Raw genomic sequence first — 16,916 nt, 5'->3', positions numbered from 1 at the left:
AAAATGGAAATACGATGACCATCCATGCGAAAACGGCTTTATTAGGCTCTGATTGGGTCAGTAACTTGCGGGTAGAAATCGCGCACGGTCAGATCCAAAGCCTGGAATCACAAGCGACCGCGCGATCCGGAGACACACAGGTTGATGTCTTGCTGCCAGCCTTGGGAAACCTGCACAGCCACGCCTTTCAGCGCGCGATGGCCGGTATGACCGAAGTGCGCGCCGCCGGGCGCGAAAGCTTTTGGACCTGGCGTACTCTGATGTACCGGTTCCTGGACAGATTGACGCCAGGCCACGTCGAAGCCATTGCCGCTTTGGTCTATCTGGAGATGCAAGAGGCCGGATATGCCTCGGTCGGTGAGTTTCACTATGTCCATCATCAGCCGGGCGGCGGGCGCTACGACCACGTGTCGGAACTGAGCCAGCGCATATTTGCCGCAGCCGCCCAAACTGGAATCGGGCTGACGCACCTTCCGGTTCTCTACACCTACGGCGGTGTCGAACAACAACCCTTGGCTGGCGGTCAGCTGCGCTTTGGCAAGTCTGTGGATCAGTTTCTGAATTTGGTCGACGAATGCCGCTTGGCCCTACCGCATGCGGATTCAGTGATCGGTATCGCCCCGCATTCTCTGCGGGCAACATCGCCTTCGGATTTGCGCAATGTTCTGAATGCCACTCCTGATGGTCCCGTCCACATCCACATCGCCGAACAGCTGAAAGAAGTGGCCGATGTAGAGGCCGTGCTTGGACAGCGGCCGGTCGAGTGGCTGCTGGACCATGTCGACGTCGATGACCGGTGGTGCCTTATCCACGCAACTCATATGACAGATGCCGAAACACGCGCTGTCGCGCGTTCGGGCGCCGTTGCCGGGTTGTGCCCGATTACCGAGGCGAATTTGGGCGACGGTATTTTCAACGGTGCAGTTTATGTCGAAGAAGGTGGTCGTTTTGGCGTAGGATCAGACTCTAACGTCCGGATTTCTCTGCCTGAGGAACTGCGGACTTTGGAATATTCCCAACGCCTGCGGGGCCATGCGCGGACGGTTTTGGTCAAAAACGAAGGCTCTGTCGGCGAGGCGTTGTATACAGGGGCCGCACAAGGGGGCGCGCAGGCATTGGGACGAAATGCCGGGGAAATCGCGGTCGGCAAGCTGGCCGACCTTGTGGCGATCGACCGATCTCATCCCACGATCTGCGCACTGACTGACGAACAGGTGCTGGACGGTCTGTGCTTTGCAGCACCCGATGGATTGGTGACCGATCTTTGGTCAGCAGGGCGCCACATGGTGCAGCAAGGCCGCCACATCGAACGAGATCGGATAATTCCCGCGTACCGGTCGGCGATTGCCGATCTTTTGGCCGACGTCTAAACGCACCTATTCAGGTAACCAGAGGCACCATGACCCAATCGAACGAAACCACCAGCTACAGGGACATTAAGGAAACCGTGCTGGCGCGCATTCGGTCGGGCGAGTGGCAGCCGGATTCGCTGCTGCCCAACGAACAGGATCTTGCCGTCGAATTCTCATGCACGCGGACGACTGTGAACCGTGCCTTGCGGGAGCTGGCCGATGAGGGGTTTCTGGAACGCCGACGCAAAGCCGGAACGCGGGTTCTAAGTGCGCCGCAAAGGCAGGCCCGTTTCACGATCCCCATGGTGCGGGACGAGGTTGAGGCGTTGGGCGGAATCTATCGCTATGCGCTGGTCTCGTCTGTTGCCGAGCGAGCGCCCGAATGGTTGTGCGCAAGACTGGCGCTAAAACCGAACCAACACGTGATGCATGTTCGCTGCATGCATTTTAACGGCAATACTCCGTTTCAATACGAAGACCGGTGGATCGTCATAGACTCGGTTCCGGAGGTGGTGAATGCGGACTTCGCCTCAATAGGCCCGAATGAATGGCTTATACAAACCGTTCCCTTCACCAATGTCGAGCTGAGTTTCCTTGCCAGTCGCGCCGATGACTCGGTGGCCGCATTCCTGGACCTGCCCATCGGCGAGCCGGTGTTCACGGGCGAACGGATCACATGGCTTGAGGGCGAGCCTGTCACCTTTGCTAAGATGTACTTTGCCGCCGGGTACCGGATGACCACTCAGTTCTGAACCTGACCGCGATTTCTGCTTTACCGTGCCCCTAATCCACGCCAGATTCAGCGTATTCTGATCCTGCGCGAAGGAAATATGGGATGGGTAACCCACTCTATGATCGGTTGTTTGGCATCCATGCAGGCAAAGATACGCCGTTTCTTCACCTGCTTGACGGTCAAACCATCACTCATTCAGCTTTTCTTGACACGGCAGCCCGGATCGCTAACGCGTTGAACGGGTACGAGCTTGAGCCCGGAGACCGAGTTGCTGTTCAGGTGGAAAAGTCACCAGAAGCGCTGGCGCTCTACGCGGCTTGCGCCCAAACCGGGCTGATCTTTTTGCCGTTGAACACGGCCTACACATCCGGCGAGCTTTGCTATTTCATCGAAAACAGTGGGGCTGCGCTGGTGGTCTGCGACACCGCCAAACAAGCGGAACTGACGCCCATCGCCGAGGCGCAAAACGCAAGGTTAGAGACGCTCAACGCAGATGGGTCGGGCAGCTTGATGCGGCGGGCATTGGGTATGCTTCCTGCCTTCGAACCAGTCAAGCGAACCGAAGGTGATCTTGCTGCATTCCTCTACACCTCTGGCACGACCGGGCGCTCCAAAGGCGCGATGCTGACGCAAGCCAACCTGCTGTCCAATGCCGAGACGCTGGTGGACGAATGGCGGTTTACGCAGGATGATGTGCTGCTGCACGCCTTGCCGATCTTTCATACCCACGGGTTGTTTGTAGCGACGAACGTTATTCTGGCTTCGGGCGGTTCGATGATCTTTCTGCCGAAGTTTGATCTGGATGATGTCCTGCGCCTGATGCCCAATGCGACCTCGATAATGGGCGTGCCGACCTTCTATACCCGATTGCTGGCGGATGATCGGTTCACCGGTGATCTGGCGCAGCACATGCGGTTGTTCATCTCGGGTTCGGCCCCCCTGCTGGCCGAGACGCATGAACGGTTCGAGGACCGGACCGGACACCGCATCCTTGAACGCTATGGTATGACGGAAACCAATATGAACACCTCGAACCCCTATGACGGTGAACGTCGCGCGGGAACTGTCGGGTTCCCGCTGCCGGGTGTCGAACTGAAGGTGACCGACCCTGAAACTGGCGAGGCGTTGCCGCTGGGTGAAATTGGCATGATCGAAGTGCGCGGACCAAACGTCTTCGAAGGTTATTGGCAAATGCCCGAAAAAACCGCTGCGGAATTGCGCGAAGACGGGTACTTTATCACCGGTGATCTCGGGCGCGTGGATGCGGATGGTTACATACACATCGTGGGTCGCGGCAAGGACCTGATCATTTCGGGCGGATTCAACATCTACCCCAAAGAGGTTGAACTGGTTCTGGACGACCAGCCGGGCGTACTGGAAAGCGCCGTGATTGGGGTGCCTCATCCCGATTTCGGCGAAACCGTTCTGGGTATTCTGGTTGCAGAACCGGGCCGAGCGCCTGACCTTGATGCCATTATGGCCAGCGTTCAGAACCAACTGGCGCGGTTCAAACACCCCAGCCAACTGATTGTGCTGATTGAGCTGCCCCGAAACACCATGGGGAAAGTGCAAAAGAACACCTTGCGCGAGCTTTACAAAGATATGTTTACCGTGGATTAGGCTCTAACGGGACCCGGCCGGTGTCCGTCAGCAACCAGCACTGACGCCCTTCGAACACGGCTGTAGCCAGTGGTCGACCATAACCTGCCCCTGCATCCAGATTGACACGATTGCCGCAATGCTCCGCCGATTCCACGGGTGTGTGCCCATGCACTATCAGCCAGGGGTAAGGGCGGGCATCCCGCAGGAATTCCTGGCGTATCCAAACCAGATCGTCTTCGGCTTGCCACTTTAACGGAAGGCCGGGTCGAATGCCTGCATGCACGAACAACAGCTCGTCTTCCTGATGATACAAAGGCAAGTCATTCACAAAATCAATATGTTCCTGAGGCACGGCGGCCCTTGCCCTTTCATTTACCTGAAGAATCCGGTCTTTGTCGACCACCTCAACACCGTAAGAGGCCAGCGTTTCCCGGCCACCCAAACGAGGGTCCAGCCAGTTCAAAGTGCTTGGCAAATGACTATCTGCAATCTCGCAATGCTGAACAAAACGCGACATCATCCGATCGTGGTTGCCTTTGACCATGACCCAATTCCGATCAGAATTGCCTCCTTCTATCAGCAGGTCCAGCACTTTGCGGCTGTTCGGGCCGCGATCCACATAATCGCCTAAAAACACTATCCGCGCATCGGGGCCGCCATCGACTTCAATCCGGGCAAGGGCAGCTTGCAGCATGCCCAACTGACCATGTATGTCGCCGACCGCGTAAATTGGGGTGCTCAAAACGCTACCTCTTGGAATATGTCAGTCACTTTGTGCAACAACTCGGTTGCAGAAAAAAGACAATGCCTGCACATTTTTTGCACGGGCATCGCCAAGGTCACAATTTTCGGACAGAATCTTACGCTACGTCAAATTCCAGCGGTTTGATCTGAGTGAATAGACCCGTTTCCGCCAGTTTCGCCCGCGCTTCAGCCGGAACAGGTTCGTCCACGTACAGCAAAGCAATCGCTTCTCCGCCCGCTTCGGCACGGCCCAGCGTAAAGTTAGCGATGTTCACGTCGTTCTCGCCCATGGTCTGACCCAGCGCGCCGATGATGCCCGGAACGTCTTCGTTGGTGGTATAGAGCATATGGGCACCGACCTCGGCGTCGATATTGATGCCTTTGATCTGTATAAAGCGCGGTTTGCCATCGCTGAAAACCGTACCCCCGATTGAGCGTTCGCGCTTGTCGGTTACCACAGTCACCTTGATGTAGCCGTCAAAGACACCGGTCTTATCCTGATTGGTGGTCGATAGCTGAATCCCGCGCTCTTTCGCTACAACCGGGGCCGACACCATGTTCACTTCCGGATTGAACTTTTTCATGATCCCGGCAACCACGGCGCAGTTCAGGGCAGCCAGGTTCATCTCAGCCGCGACACCGTCATACAGGATGTTGATTGCCTTAACCGGTTCATCGGTCATCTGACCAATGAAACTACCCAGGTGACCGGCCAGCTTGATCCATGGCCCCATGACCTTGGCTTCTTCGGCAGTAACGCTGGGCATGTTCAGCGCGTTTTCCACCGCGCCAGTCAGCAGATAGTTCGAGATCTGTTCAGCCACCTGCAAGGCAACATTTTCCTGCGCTTCGGTCGTTGCAGCACCAAGGTGCGGCGTGCACACGACGTTCGGCAAGTTGAACAGCGGGTTGTCCTTTGCCGGTTCTTCTTTGAACACATCAAACGCGGCCCCTGCGACATGCCCGGATTGCAACATCTCGGCCAGTGCCTCTTCGTCGACCAGACCACCACGGGCGCAGTTGACGATGCGCACGCCAGGCTTGGTCTTGGCCAGGTTTTCGCGGCTCAGGATATTACGGGTCTGGTCTGTCAGCGGTACGTGCAGGGTGATGAAATCGGCGCGGGCCAGCAATTCGTCCAGCTCGACCTTTTCGACGCCCATCTTGGCGGCTTTCTCTTCGCCCAGATAGGGATCGTAGGCGACGACTTTCATCTTCAGGCCCAGCGCGCGTTCACAGACGATGCCGCCAATGTTGCCCGCGCCAATGACGCCGAGAGTTTTATTGGTCAGCTCGATGCCCATGAATTTGGACTTTTCCCATTTGCCTGCATGGGTCGACGTGCTGGCCTCGGGGATCTGGCGCGCAACGGCGAACATCATCGCTATTGCGTGTTCGGCGGTGGTGATCATGTTGCCAAACGGCGTGTTCATGACGATCACACCCTTTTTCGACGCGGCATCCTTATCGACATTGTCGGTGCCGATACCGGCGCGGCCGATGACCTTCAGATTGTCGGCTTTTTCCAGCAGCGTCGGCGTGACCTTTGTGGCCGAGCGGATAGCCAGACCGTCATATTGGCCAATCAGCTCGGCCAGCTTGTCCTTGTCCTTGCCCAGATCGGGCATGAAATCCACGTCGATGCCGCGGTCGCGGAAGATCTGCACGGCGGTTTCGCTGAGTTTGTCGGATACGAGTACTTTGGGGGCCATGTTTGTGGTCCTTGAATGTCATGAAAAATCCGGGCCTGAAACGGCCCGGTAAAGAGGGTCAGGCGGCTTCTGTCTGCGCCGCGATCTCGGCCTCAAAGGCCCATGCCAGCCAGGGCAACATCGCCTCGATATCCGAGGTTTCAACCGTGCCGCCGCACCAGATGCGCAGGCCTGCGGGTGCGTCTCGGTAGGCGCCGATATCCAATGCGATATTCTCAGCCTCAAGCCGCTTGGCCACAGCTTTGGCGAATGTCGCACCGTCCTGAATGCGTGCGTCGGTGAACTTCAGGCAGACCGAAGTGTTCGACTGTGTCGCCGCATCTTCTGCCAGATTGGCGATCCAGTCGTTTTGGTCGCAGAACGCGTGAACCGCACCGGCATTGGCATTCGCACGGGCGATCAGGCCCTGCAAACCACCAACCGAACGTGCCCAGTCCAGCGCAAAAAGGTAATCTTCAACCGCCAACATCGAGGGCGTGTTGATCGTTGCACCGGTAAAGATACCGTCGATCAGCTTGCCGCCCTTGGTCAGGCGGAAAATCTTGGGCAACGGCCATGAGGGGGTGTAGCTCTCCAGCCGCTCCACCGCGCGGGGGCTCAGGATCAACATCCCGTGCGCCGCTTCACCACCCAACACTTTTTGCCAGCTGAACGTAGTCACATCCAGCTTATCCCACGGTAGGTCCATCGCAAACGCAGCCGAGGTTGCGTCACAGATCGTCAGGCCCTGACGATCATCCGCGATCCAGTCGCCATTGGGAACCCGGACGCCCGAGGTGGTGCCGTTCCATGTAAAGACAACGTCATTGGCAAAATCAACCGAGGCCAAATCAACGAGCTGACCGTAGTCCGCCGTCTTCACTTCGGCGTCGATCTTCAGCTGCTTGATGACATCCGTCACCCAGCCGGAACCAAAGCTTTCCCAGGCCAACATCTCGACCTTGCGTTCGCCCAGCAGCGACCACAGGGCCATCTCAACAGCGCCGGTATCCGAGGCGGGAACGATCCCGATCTTGTAATCCGCAGGGATGCCCAGCACTTCGCGCGTGCCTTTGATCGCGGCCTTCAGCTTGTCCTTGCCGACAGCTGCACGGTGCGACCGGCCCAGCGCGGCATCGGCCAGTTTGGTCAGATCAAATGTGGGGGGTTTGGCGCAGGGGCCCGAGGAAAAACGCGGATTTGCCGGCCGCGTCGCCGGTTGTTCAATGCTCATGTGTATTACCCTTACAGATACACGCCCCTCGTTGGGGAGGGGTGTCCCACGGACAGAGCTATTGCCTCGAACAACGCCCAGCAAGCGGAAAAGACGTATCGGGTGCCAAAAACGACACCCGATTATGTGCGTATCTGGAACGCAGGTTTCCTATCGGCATCAAGACGAGAGGCGCACAGTCTCTCCGGTTTCTAGTGCCTGTTGCGCCGCCAAACCGATGCGCACGGCCCAAAGGCCATCGTTCAGGGTGACGTCAGGTTGTGCCTTTTCGCCTCGTAGAACAGCTAAGAACCCCTGATGTTGGTAGAAAGTTGAACCATTGTGGTCCCCGGCGGCCAACAGGCGCGGATCGACGGGAATGTCTTTTGAGACCGGTCCTTTGGGATCACGTGGGCTGACAATGATCTGCGGGACCGGCGGCGTGCCAAGATGTTCCGGCCAGAACCGCCCCGGCCCTGGCACCAACGCTTCGATCTTGGCGTCTGGCCCAACGGCCGAGATTTCCTCTTGATACCGTGATCCTTCGGCAAACATGCACAGCTCTAGCATCGCACGCGCACCCGAGGCGAAGTCCACGATGACATAGCCATGGTCAAGGATATCGGGCGCTTCGCCCTCATAGGTCTCGTCCAGATGGTTGACCGCCTGCCCGCCGCTAGCTGTAACGCGAACCGGATCGGATTGCAGGATCAAACGCATCAGGTCGAAGAAATGGCAGCACTTCTCGACAAATGTTCCGCCGGTATTCCGGTTGAACCGGTTCCAGTTCCCGACTTTTTCCAGAAACGGAAACCGATGCTCGCGGATCGACAGCATCTTAACACCGCCCGTGGCTTCGGCCTCAGCAATCAGCGCGGCAATGGGCGGCATATAGCGGTATTCCATCGCAACCCAGATCGGGTGCGGAAAATCACGCTGCAGCGCCTCAAGCCGCGCCGCATCCACCGGATCTGTGAAAAGAGGTTTCTCTACCAACAACGGCAACGGGCGCGTCCGGGCAATCTCTTCGATTTGATCCACATGCAGGTGGTTGGGGCTAACGATGACGGCGCAGTCCAGATCGTCGACCGCAAGCAATTCTTCGACTGAAGACACCATCACCGCATCAGGCGCAATCGCCTGCGCAGCCTTCGCCATCTCGGCGTCAGGCTCAAAAATCGCTGAAACGCGCGTGTCGTCCAGCAGGGCAATATTGTGCAGGTGTTCCTGCCCCATCATACCGCATCCGATCAGCCCGTAGTGAATGGTCCGGGTCATGCGCAGTTCCTTTTACTTCAGTCGTTGGACATAGGTGGCCCGATCCGGGTCGAACCATGTTTTTGAAAACTCAACCGGTTCGGGTTTTTCCGACCAGCTGAACCGTTCGATGTAGCCAACCGTTTCTCCGGCTGGCCTGGTGAAATCAGGGGGCGTCCAATCCGGCAACATCCCGAGGGAAACCCTGTCTTCAGCACGCGTAATCCAGAACCCCAACTGGTGCTGGTAGTACCGATAAAGCGAGTCAGACAGCAGCTGTCGATCAATCAAACCAGCAGACTCATCCAGCCAGATTTCTTCAACCGCGATAATTGTATCATTCAGATAGCGCATTCGGCGCACCCGCGAGCCCATGTCCGACGAACCAAATCGTGGCAAATCTGCGGGCTTTTTCAGATGGTCAACTGACAGGATATCCGCCCGCGGCAACCCACCGCCTTCAGGCAGCTCCAGTCGGAACATTGCATAGACGCTGTTCTGCGTTCCGGTCTCGCGTACATAATTGCCCGAACCCTGAATACGCTCCAGCATCCCCTTTTTCTCAAGCTCGGCGAGCGATTTTCGCAGAGTACCGACTGAAACTTTCAATTCCGCAGCAAGGTCTCGTTCGGGCGGCAAGCGCTCGCCATCGATCAGGCGACCGGCAGCGATGTCGCGGATCAAAAGCTCGGCAATCTGAACATAAACCGGCAGGGCGTTCGGGTTTCGGTTGGCTGACGACATCTTTTGGCGCTTCACTCGGTCGCAGGAAAAATTGATACACCATTGATCTACATCAATGTGATTGCTACGCAAGAGGAAAGTCACAGTCGCTTGGAGAACGAATCAGATGACCATCGTCCCCATCACCTCACCCGATCTGGATGCGGCCGAGGTTTCGTGGTTTGCGGCGCTGTGCTCGGACGACTACCAGTTTCTTGGAATGCCCGACGGTGATCTGCGATCCAGCTGGGACCACTGCTCGGGCATCGTGAAAGAGGCCGAGGCGCAAGGGTTCAGAAATATCCTCTGCCCGTCGTCCTATCAGGTGGGGCAAGACACGTTGAGCTTTGTCGCCGGCTGCGCGCCGATCACCGAAAAGATCAACATGCTGGCCGCTGTGCGTTGCGGCGAGATGCAACCCATCATGCTGGCCCGCACTATCGCGACACTGGATCACATGCTGCAGGGACGGCTAACGGTCAATATCATCTCATCCGATTTCCCCGGCGAGAAAGCCGACAGCGCCTATCGCTATCAGCGTTCACGCGAAGTCGTGGAAATCCTGAAACAGGCGTGGACGCAGGATGAGATCAATCATGCGGGCGAGGTCTATAACTTCTCAGGGCTCACAACCGACCCGGCGAAGCCATATCAGACAGGTGGCCCACTGCTGTATTTCGGTGGTTATTCCCCATCCGCTCTGGATCTGTGTGGCGAGCATTGCGACGTCTACCTGATGTGGCCCGAAACCAAGGATCAACTGGCCGAACGGATGAAAGCCGTCCACGCGGTTGCCGAGAACTATAACCGCACACTCGATTACGGCCTACGCGTGCACATGATCGTCCGCGATACCGAGGCCGAAGCGCAGGAATACGCCGACTACATCGTATCGAAACTGGATGACGAATACGGTCGCGCCATCCGTGAGCGTGCTTTGGATTCGACATCACTGGGCGTCGCACATCAGGCCAAGAACCGCGATCTGGCGGATGAGTATGGCTATGTCGAACCCGGCCTTTGGACCGGCGTTGGCCGCGCGCGATCCGGGTGCGGTGCCGCTCTTGTCGGATCGACCGATCAGGTCATGTCCAAGATCGAAGAGTATCAGAAGATGGGCATCCGCGCCTTCATCTTCTCGGGATACCCACACATGGACGAAGCTCGCCATTTTGGCAGCCGTGTTATGCCTAATCTGAAAACCTGTTCCCTTCCCGAAGCCTACGGAAGGGTCCCTGCAAATACCCCGGCCACGCCGCTGGGCAACGGAGTTCGTCGCTGATGCAACGTGTGAAACTATCTGACTCGCTGGATATGAGCCGCCTTGTCTATGGCATGTGGCGACTGGGCGACGACGACGACACTTCGACGGGTCATGTCGAGGCCAAGATTCAGGCCTGTCTGGATCAGGGCATCACCACCTTCGATCAGGCCGATATCTATGGCGGCTACGCGGCCGAGGCCGTTCTGGGCAACGCCTTACGCGCAAATCCGGGCCTGCGTCAGCAAATGGAAATCGTCACCAAATGTGACATCGTCGCACCGATGGGTCGGTATGCGGACGCCAAGTGCAAATACTATGACACGTCGCGCGGGCATATACTGAAATCGGTTGAGACATCGCTGTCCGAAATGGCCATCGATCATATCGACCTGCTGCTGATTCACCGCCCCGATCCATTCATGGATCATCACGAAACAGGTGCCGCGCTGGACGAAGTTGTCGCCAGTGGCAAGGTCGGCGCGGTTGGCGTGTCGAATTTCCGCCCATGGGACTGGAGCCTGCTGCAATCGGCGATGAAAACCCAACTGGTGACCAACCAGATCGAGATTTCTCTGGGCGAAATCGGCCCCTTCACCAACGGGGATCTTGCGTTTCATCAGCAGCATGGCCAGCCGGTGATGGCATGGTCACCCTTGGGTGGCGGGTTGCTGATGGCTGGAAACCCTCCGGTCGGGGTTGTAGCGGACGAAATCGCCGAGGAATTCGGCGTGGATCGCGCTGCCGTGGCGGTGGCGTTTCTTCTGGCCCACCCTGCAGGCATTCTTCCGGTCTTGGGCACCAACAATCTGGACAGGATCAAGCGCATCTCTGACGCGCTGAAAGTCAATCTGGATCGCGAGAGCTGGTACCGCCTGTATGAGGCGGCACTGGGGCATGAGGTACCATGATGAATGCAATCTCAAAGGACATGACCCGCACATTCGTTCCCCACAGGGACGATACCCGAACCTTGCGCGACGCTTTTGGTCGTTTTGCCACCGGTGTCACCGTTGTCACCTGTGACAGCACAGACGGGCCGGTCTGCATCACCGCCAACAGTTTTTCGTCCCTTTCGCTGGACCCACCACTCGTCATGTGGGCAGGCGATCGCAACTCGCGCCGGTTCCGTTATTTCCAAGAAGCACGGCATTTCAGTGTTCACGTCCTTTCAGCGGAACAGGCCGAGCTTTGCTTTGGATGCTCGAAGGACGCGTTTGCGCTTCAGGACATCGACCACGAGCGCTGTGAAAACGGAACTCCGCTGCTGCCCGATTGCCTGGCCCGTTTCGAATGTGAGCAACACGCTTATCACGACGCTGGCGACCACGTTATCGTTATTGGAAAGGTCCTGCGTGCCAGTATGGCGGACGGAGACGCATTGACCTTCTACGCCGGAAAGCTCGGCCAATTCGCGCACCAGTAAGCGCGGAATAACTGTCGCGGTGAAAGCCCGCGGCTGAAAAGGGAGGATCCGCATGGGCGGATTGACGTCGGTGCTTGCGCCGATCGCGTTTGTAAATGAAGCCGTGCTGCGATTGGGCCGCGCGGTTGGTGTCGTTGCGATTGCACTGATGGTAATAGCAATCCTGATACAGGTGTTCTTCAGATACGTTTTGGGCAACGCGCTGCCCTGGCCGGATGAGGCCGCTCGGTTCTGCATGCTGTGGATGACCGGCCTGATGGCCCCCACGGCATTTCGGCGCGGCGGGTTTGTCGCCATCGACATGGTGCCCCTGATGCTGCCGCGTGGGATTGGGCAAACCCTGAACATCCTGCTGCTGCTGGTTTCGCTGGCCGTTTTGCTGGTGGCCGTCAAAATCGGTTGGTCCGAGGTGACCGGGTTTGGCGGCAAATTCGCGACAGCGGCGCTGTATCTGCCAACATCCTTTGGGTTTGACGAGTGGTATCGCATTCCGCGCAGTTGGATGATGGCCTCACTGTTAGTTGGGGTCATCCTGCTGATCTCAGTCAATATCGAGCTGATCTTGCGCGCCATCGTAACCCTGTTGGGCGGCGGACATCTGCTGCCAGAGATTGCCGATGCACCCGTGGGGGCCGAATAAATGTTGATATGGTTCCTACCCACATTTCTTGTGTTCCTGCTGATCGGCCTGCCGGTCTTTTTCGCATTGCTGGCCGCCCCCGGCATTCTGCTTTGGCTGAACGGTCAGACAGCCGACATCACGCTGCTATATCGCAATGTCTATAACGGCATGGATAGCTTTCCGCTAATGGCGATCCCCTTCTTTATGCTGGCCGGAGAGCTGATGAACCGGGGCGGCATCACGCTGCGGCTGGTTGAATTCAGTCAGGCGCTGATGGGCCACTTTCGGGGCGGTCTGGCCCATGTGAACGTACTCAGCTCGATCCTGTTTGCCGGGCTTTCGGGTTCGGCCGTGGCCGATACGTCGGCGCTGGGGTCAATGCTGATCCCGGCGATGGAAAAACAGGGCTATACCCGCCGTTTTGCTGCCGCGATCACAGCGGCCAGTTCGGTGATCGGACCGATCATTCCACCCTCGGGCATCATGATCATCTACGCCTATGTCATGGGCGAAAGCGTTGCAGCGTTATTCCTTGCGGGGATCGTGCCGGGCGTCATGGTGGGTGTTGGCCTGATGCTGATGATTAAGGTCATGGCCGACAAATACGACTTCCCGGTCGCCAGCCGAAAATACACCTGGGGCGAGCGACGTCAGGCCAGCCTTAAAGCGTTCTTCCCCCTGCTGACGCCAGTCATCATTCTGGGAGGTATTCTGGGTGGTATCTTCACTCCAACCGAGGCCGCGGCGGTTGCTGTGGGCTATGCGTTCATCATCGGCTTTTTTGTCTTGCGCACACTGACCTTGAAAGAGGTGCCTGAAATTCTCAGCAATGCGGGTCTGACCTCGGCCGTCGTTTTGTTGCTGGTCGGCGCGGCGATGGCCTTCAAAACCGTGGTCAGCCTCAGCCACGCGCCTGAACAACTGGCCGAGTTGATCCTCAGCCTTTCGGAAAACCCACTGATCCTTCTGTTCCTGATCAACCTGTTGCTGTTTGTCGTCGGCATGTTCCTGGACGCAGGTCCCGCGATCATTATCCTTGGCCCGATCCTGGCCCCGATCTTTACCAGCCTTGGCGTCGATCCGATCCACTTTGCCATCATCATGAGCGTCAACCTGACCGTAGGCCTTGCTACGCCGCCTATGGGGTTGGTCCTGTTTGTGGCCGCCGCCGTGTCACGCGAAAAGGTCGAGACAATCGCCAAGGCGATCCTGCCCTTTCTGGCCGTCGAAATCATAGTGATCTTTCTGATCACCTATATCCCCGCACTATCCATGACGATCCCACGCATAACGGGATTTGCAAACTGACTGAGTATCACAGGGAGGAAACGCATGCTCGGAAGATTTATCAAAACAGCAGCCTTAGCGACATCGCTGGTTGCCGCAACCGCCATCGCGGCAACTGCAGCTGACTACACGCTGCGCGCGACTGCAAACTCTAATGAAAACGATGAAGATTATGACGGTCTGATCGTCTTCAAGAACTTCGTCGAAGCGGCCTCGAACGGCGCAATCGAGGTCGAATTGTTTATCGGTACGCAACTCTGTTCGAATGGCGCCGAATGCTTGCAGGGTGTGGCTGATGGCACAATCGACATCTACATCTCCACCTCTGGTGGCGCGTCGGGCATCTTCCCATATGTGCAGGTTCTCGACCTGCCCTACCTGATGGCGGATGACCGCGTGGCCGAGCGTGTTCTGTCCGGTGACTTCACCCGCACGATGCGCGAGATGGCGCTGGAGGATTCCGGTGGTGCGATCCGCCTGATGACCATCGGCAATACCGGTGGCTGGCGGAACTTCGCGAACACGCAACGCCGGATCGCAGAACCTGCCGACATGGAAGGCCTGAAAATCCGCACCGTGGTCGCCGACCTGCCTCAGGAACTGGTCAAGGCTCTGGGCGCGTCGCCCACCCCGATCCCGTGGCCGGAACTGTTCACCAGTTTCCAGACTGGCGTTGTTGAGGGATCCAAGAACGGCATCACCGACATCATGGGCATGAAGTTCCCGGATGCAGGCCTGCAATACGTCACGCTGGACGGCCACGCCTACATGGGTGCACTGTGGTGGATGAATAACGCCAAGTTCCAGGAGATGCCCGAGGAAATGCGCCGTGTTGTGGTCGATGGGTTCTATGCCCTGCAGCAAGCGACCTTTGCGTCGCCCAAACGCAAGTCGATCCAGGCCTATGAAGATTTCGTCGCAGGTGGTGGTGACCTGTACGTTCCAACTCCCGAACAGAAAGCCGCGTTCAAAGACGCAGCAACACCGGTTTACGAGTGGTTCCAGTCCAACGTGGCCCGTGGGGATGAGATTTTTGCCGCGCTGACCGAGGCCGTGTCCATCGCCGAAGGCGAGATCAATGCGTCGCGTGATGCAGACCTGAATTAAGCAACACTGGGTCGGGCCTTATGGCCCGGCCTTTTACCGAAACGGGTACATCCACCCTTTGTAGTCGTTGACCAGAACATGCGCTTTTTCGATCTGCTCCGGCGACATTTTCTTGACCACTTCCTCAAGGCTGATCGCCGCATCGGGATCGCCGCCAATAGCGCTGAGCGTGTACCACATATACGCTCGCACCAGATCGGGCGCAGGCATGCCCAGACCCAACTCATAGTACCAGCCAACGCCGGACTGCGCCCCCGGATGCCCTTTCATCGAGGCGCGCAAATACCATTCAAACGCCCTTTCATAGTCTTGCTCGACGCCCAGCCCAAGGCCGTACATCACGCCAATCAGTTCCTCTGCCTCGGCATTGCCCGATCGGGCAGCGGGCATCAGTTCCTCGCGCGCGGCCTCGAACGCGCCGGCCTCCATCATGTCACGGGCCTGCTCCAGTTCGGCCAGCGCCGGGGTCGCAAGACAGCAAAGGGCAAATACAAACTGGCGCATGGGGCTGTTTTCCTTTTCGTCGGTGCGGCGGCAGCGCAGGATTTACCGCGCCCGCTGACGGATAATGACTTCATCGCCTTTGATATGGAACAGGCCGCCATCGGTCATCAACTGTTTTACGATCCGATCCTGTCCGGCAATCAGAACATCACCTGCGCCCATTGCCATCACCCGGATTTCGGCACGTCCGACGGGTTATCGCTGGGTATTGGCGAGGGTGGTCAGGGGCTCGGCCCAGACCGAACCCCTGGTACCGGAGCGGAAAAAATCCGCAAACGTATTCCGCGCAATTCGCCGGGTCTATGGAACCTTGGGGCAAAAGACATTCATACGGTATTCCATGATGGCCGCCTGAGTATTTCAGACGTGTATGGCAACGGCTTCAATTCACCTGCGCAGGAATGGTTGCCTTACGGGCTGAATTCGCTGCTGGCCGCGCAATCGCTGTTCCCACTGACCTCGCAATTCGAAATGGCCGGGAATGTCGCCGAAAACCAGGTCACGGGCGCGGTCCATGATCGCATCGACAAGGGTTGGCCGATTTTGGCAAAACGCGTCCGCACCGATCCGCGCTATGGCCCGGCAATGGTCGCCGCGTTTGACGAGGTCGAGACGACCGAAGACATCTCGATCACACAAATCGCCAACGCGCTGGCAGCGTTCATGGCCATCGAATGGCGCAGCACCGACAGCCCATTTGATCGGTATCTGGCCGGGGACGCAAATGCCCTGTCGACGACCCAAAAGAACGGAATGAACCTTTTCTACGGAAAGGCGCAATGCTCTGACTGCCATTCCGGCCCGCTGATGTCTGATCAGAAATTCCACGCTCTGGCCCTGCCCCCATTTGGTCCCGGCCGTACCCGGCAGTGGGATCCCTATGTTCGCGACGTGGGCCGGATGGGCGAAAGTGACCGGCTTGAGGATGCCTATCGCTTCCGTACTCCGATGCTGCGCAACGTGGCCTTGACCGCACCCTACGGCCATAACGGCGCCTTTCCTGACCTTGAAAGCATGATCCGCCATCACCTGGACCCTGTGGCCAGTTTCGCAAACTGGGCACCCGAAATGGCGCAATTACCCAGTGTACCATGGCTGCAAAAGGCAGATTTTGTTGTTTGGCAGGACCAGTTTGAGATGCAGCGTGTGCACAGTAAGATCGACATCGCTCCGGTGAAACTATCACAAACGGAAATCAGCAGCCTTGTCTCGTTTCTGCACGCCCTGACCGGGACCAGCGTGGACACGCCACCCTTTGGCGTACCCGTTGGCTTCGCACCCTAAGAAAAACCCTCGCTTTTCAACGGGGGCTTTGATTTTACTCTGCGGCTTCTTCGTAAGCGTCCATTGGTGGGCATGTGCAGATTAGGTTTCTGTCGCCATATGCGTTGTCG

Annotated in this window: 16 protein-coding genes; 10 read left to right on the top strand and 6 right to left on the bottom strand. The window is 57.6% G+C overall.

The annotated features are described in order from the left end of the window. The first annotated feature begins 14 nt into the window (after positions 1-14). From AC2FIB_RS13185 to AC2FIB_RS13175, 3 genes are all read left to right on the top strand, one after another. Positions 15-1,370 carry a formimidoylglutamate deiminase gene (locus AC2FIB_RS13185; RefSeq protein WP_496842227.1) on the top strand — a complete coding sequence of 452 codons (1,356 nt, stop codon included), beginning with the start codon at positions 15-17 and terminating at the stop codon, positions 1,368-1,370. A 29-nt stretch (positions 1,371-1,399) separates the two neighbouring features. Beyond that, complete coding sequence (gene hutC / locus AC2FIB_RS13180) at positions 1,400-2,104, top strand: histidine utilization transcriptional repressor HutC (protein ID WP_496735517.1); 705 nt, start codon at positions 1,400-1,402, stop codon at positions 2,102-2,104. A gap of 83 nt (positions 2,105-2,187) precedes the next feature. After that, the gene (locus tag AC2FIB_RS13175; protein WP_496842226.1) at positions 2,188-3,705 is read left to right on the top strand and encodes a malonate--CoA ligase; all 1,518 of its coding nucleotides are present in this window, start codon (positions 2,188-2,190) and stop codon (positions 3,703-3,705) included. Here the strand turns inward: AC2FIB_RS13175 and AC2FIB_RS13170 are convergent. The 5 genes from AC2FIB_RS13170 to AC2FIB_RS13150 all read right to left on the bottom strand — a co-directional run bounded on the left by AC2FIB_RS13170 (position 3,692) and on the right by AC2FIB_RS13150 (position 9,336). After that, entirely contained in the window at positions 3,692-4,429 is a 738-nt protein-coding gene (locus tag AC2FIB_RS13170) for a metallophosphoesterase family protein (RefSeq protein WP_496735513.1), read from the bottom strand. The genes AC2FIB_RS13175 and AC2FIB_RS13170 overlap by 14 nt on opposite strands. 118 nt (positions 4,430-4,547) lie before the next feature. After that, the gene (gene serA / locus AC2FIB_RS13165) at positions 4,548-6,143 is read right to left on the bottom strand and encodes a phosphoglycerate dehydrogenase (protein WP_496735512.1); all 1,596 of its coding nucleotides are present in this window, start codon (positions 6,141-6,143) and stop codon (positions 4,548-4,550) included. Positions 6,144-6,201: 58 nt separating this feature from the next. Beyond that, the gene (locus AC2FIB_RS13160) at positions 6,202-7,356 is read right to left on the bottom strand and encodes a phosphoserine transaminase (protein ID WP_496735510.1); all 1,155 of its coding nucleotides are present in this window, start codon (positions 7,354-7,356) and stop codon (positions 6,202-6,204) included. 159 nt (positions 7,357-7,515) lie between these two features. After that, positions 7,516-8,613, bottom strand: a complete 1,098-nt coding sequence (locus AC2FIB_RS13155; protein WP_496735508.1) for a Gfo/Idh/MocA family protein — start codon at positions 8,611-8,613, stop codon at positions 7,516-7,518. A gap of 12 nt (positions 8,614-8,625) precedes the next feature. After that, positions 8,626-9,336: a GntR family transcriptional regulator gene (locus AC2FIB_RS13150; RefSeq protein WP_496726494.1), complete on the bottom strand. Its 711-nt coding sequence runs from the start codon at positions 9,334-9,336 to the stop codon at positions 8,626-8,628. Between the two features lie 106 nt (positions 9,337-9,442). On the opposite strand from AC2FIB_RS13150, the gene AC2FIB_RS13145 reads away from it, so the two are divergent. The 6 genes from AC2FIB_RS13145 to AC2FIB_RS13120 are packed head-to-tail and all read left to right on the top strand — an operon-like array spanning position 9,443 to position 15,018. After that, positions 9,443-10,597 carry an LLM class flavin-dependent oxidoreductase gene (locus AC2FIB_RS13145; protein ID WP_496735507.1) on the top strand — a complete coding sequence of 385 codons (1,155 nt, stop codon included), beginning with the start codon at positions 9,443-9,445 and terminating at the stop codon, positions 10,595-10,597. Further along, positions 10,597-11,487: an aldo/keto reductase gene (locus AC2FIB_RS13140; protein ID WP_496842224.1), complete on the top strand. Its 891-nt coding sequence runs from the start codon at positions 10,597-10,599 to the stop codon at positions 11,485-11,487. The genes AC2FIB_RS13145 and AC2FIB_RS13140 overlap by 1 nt, the downstream gene beginning before the upstream one ends. Next, a complete protein-coding gene (locus AC2FIB_RS13135) occupies positions 11,487-12,002 on the top strand; it encodes a flavin reductase family protein (protein ID WP_058272664.1) in 516 nt (171 codons plus the stop codon). Before AC2FIB_RS13140 ends, AC2FIB_RS13135 begins: the two co-directional genes overlap by 1 nt. A 52-nt stretch (positions 12,003-12,054) precedes the next feature. Next, positions 12,055-12,642 (top strand): TRAP transporter small permease, encoded by a 588-nt coding sequence (locus tag AC2FIB_RS13130; protein ID WP_496735504.1) that lies wholly within the window; start codon positions 12,055-12,057, stop codon positions 12,640-12,642. Beyond that, a complete protein-coding gene (locus AC2FIB_RS13125) occupies positions 12,643-13,932 on the top strand; it encodes a TRAP transporter large permease (protein ID WP_496735502.1) in 1,290 nt (429 codons plus the stop codon). It begins immediately after the preceding gene. Between the two features lie 24 nt (positions 13,933-13,956). Further along, entirely contained in the window at positions 13,957-15,018 is a 1,062-nt protein-coding gene (locus tag AC2FIB_RS13120) for a TRAP transporter substrate-binding protein (RefSeq protein WP_496842222.1), read from the top strand. Between the two features lie 33 nt (positions 15,019-15,051). Here the strand turns inward: AC2FIB_RS13120 and AC2FIB_RS13115 are convergent, their stop codons facing one another. Then, positions 15,052-15,522 (bottom strand): tetratricopeptide repeat protein, encoded by a 471-nt coding sequence (locus AC2FIB_RS13115; protein WP_282120386.1) that lies wholly within the window; start codon positions 15,520-15,522, stop codon positions 15,052-15,054. An 84-nt stretch (positions 15,523-15,606) separates the two neighbouring features. Here AC2FIB_RS13115 and AC2FIB_RS13110 point away from each other — a divergent pair, with 84 nt between their 5' ends. After that, a complete protein-coding gene (locus AC2FIB_RS13110) occupies positions 15,607-16,806 on the top strand; it encodes a cytochrome-c peroxidase (protein WP_496735499.1) in 1,200 nt (399 codons plus the stop codon). Positions 16,807-16,916 lie beyond the last annotated feature (110 nt).

The organism is Ruegeria sp. YTSA072, from assembly GCF_059610285.1.
The sequence above is the reverse complement of the archived record's forward strand: the minus strand, read 5'-3'. Positions and strand labels throughout refer to the sequence as shown.